The following is a 1840-nucleotide window of genomic DNA, read 5'->3' as shown; positions in this document are numbered from 1 at the left end:
GCCTTGAACAGCTGCGCACCCTGAATCGGGCATGTCGCGGGCACACTGCGGCGTCGATGGGTGCAGGATCAGCGCGGACGATGCGCGATTTCGACGACAGGACCAGGCACTCTCAGGTCATGACCGCAAGATTGCGGAAGGCCTGCTTGAAGGTTTGCGCGTACGGACACGCACTACTAAACGACACCCATACCTTGCGCACCGTCAGGCGCACCTGCGCGCCGATCTTCAACAGCTTGAGCCGAATGGTCTGACACTGAGCCTGTGCCATCGCGGTCCCGGCCAACCCCAGCCGGCGTAGGCCCACCATCAACGCGTAGGCGATCGACGAGAAGTACAGGCGCAACTGATTGGCGCGCATCGTCGCCGTGCTGGTCCGGTCGGCGAACAGTGCCAGCTGCTGTTCCTTGATGCGGTTCTCCATGTCGCCGCGTGCACAGTACACCCGCTCGTAGAGCTCGGGCCCGCAGTGGTGCGCGGCGGTGAGATTGGTGACGATGAAGCGCGGATTATTCCCCAGAGCCAGCACCTCCGCTTTGCCGATCACGCGCCGTTCGCGGCTCCAGCTCTTCCGGGTCTGATAGCCAAACTCGTGGAACACCCGCGCCGCCTTCTGCGTCTGCTCGTAAAGCACCTTAGCCTCGGCCAGCGCTGGCGCGAGTTCTTTCTCCAGGCGCGTGTTCCGTGCCAGGCCCAGCACGTAGTAGATCTCGTGCTGCCCTTCACACCACGCCATGATCGCTTCGCGGCAAAACCCCGAATCGGCGCGAATCAAGATCTTCACGTGTGGCCACCGCTGCCGGATCTGGCCGATGATGCGCTCCAGCTCCGGTACCGAGCCTTCCGAACCATCGATATCCGACGTCCGCCAGCGGGCCGCCAGTAGGTGTTCGCCACAGAAGATGTACAGCGGCAGGTAACAGTAGTTGCCGTAGTAGCCGTGGAAAAAGCGGCCCTCTTGTTCACCGTGAATTGGGTCGTCGGTGGCGTCCAGGTCGATGGTGATCCATTCGGGCGCCGCGACATGGGCCTCCATGAACACGTCGACCAACAGCCGGTCGACTTGCTCCCAGTCCAGGGCAATGCGCTTGTAGCGCGCGCTGGCCGCCGTCTCCGGCTCGCTCAGCTCCAGACGATTGAGGGTGCTCTTCCCGGCCAGCGCTTTGCCCCGGTCCTGCTTGCGCATGCGATCGCTGCCGTTGGGATCGGTTCGCTCGGCCAACACTGCCAGCAACGGATCGACGCGCAGGTCATCGTGGTCGTTCAGATCTTCGTACCCCAACGCCAGTGCCATCACACGCTGGGCGACCAACTCGCGCACCGTAAACTCGATTGCCCAACGGGCGCGATAGTCACGGAAACACGCCGCGAAACGATCGAGCAGCTTGAGCCGATGCTCGACCTCCCGCAGCAGCACCCCACCGCCATCCGAAGTGATCGCTCCGCCATCGAAACGTCCAACCACCTCACGCCGTCCCAGGCTTTGGAAACCTAACGATTCTTGATAACACTCTGTCTGCATCCGCCCCGCCTCCCCGCGATTCGTTTTCCTTGGTGGTACAAAGAAAATATCACGTCGAGCGGGCGGATGCTTCGTCTACTCGTGAGAAATGCGGGGTAGCGGCGCCCGGTGTTCGCAACCCGTCCCAGGGGAGCTGGGTGCTCAAACACAGCGACCCGACGGGAGGGGTCCAGGGCTCTGGGCAAAAGCCCTGCCTCGCTAGTGCGGCACGCAGGTCAGACGCAGCTTGTCCTTGTCCGGCCAGCGCCAGCGCCCCGTGACTGGATTGTTTGGCGGCCTGACCACCAGTGACAAGGTTTTGACGTTCTTTGCGGGACC

1 protein-coding gene is annotated in these 1840 nt (G+C 62.8%); it reads right to left on the bottom strand.

Features of this window, described 5'->3' with window-relative positions; all coding sequences use genetic code 11:
- Nucleotides 1–112: 112 nt before the first annotated feature.
- Nucleotides 113–1522 carry an IS1380 family transposase gene (locus tag WB402_RS09930; protein WP_424207409.1) on the bottom strand — a complete coding sequence of 470 codons (1410 nt, stop codon included), beginning with the start codon at nucleotides 1520–1522 and terminating at the stop codon, nucleotides 113–115.
- Nucleotides 1523–1840: the final 318 nt, after the last annotated feature.

This window comes from Sulfuricaulis sp. (assembly GCF_049587675.1).
Lineage (GTDB): Bacteria > Pseudomonadota > Gammaproteobacteria > Acidiferrobacterales > Sulfurifustaceae > Sulfuricaulis.
The sequence above is the reverse complement of the archived record's forward strand: the minus strand, read 5'-3'. Positions and strand labels throughout refer to the sequence as shown.

Bases quoted from the DNA above. Each gene is read 5' to 3' on its own strand.
- WB402_RS09930 (WP_424207409.1), bottom strand. From the start codon at position 1,522: ATGCAGACAGAGTGTTATCAAGAATCGTTAGGTTTCCAAAGCCTGGGA.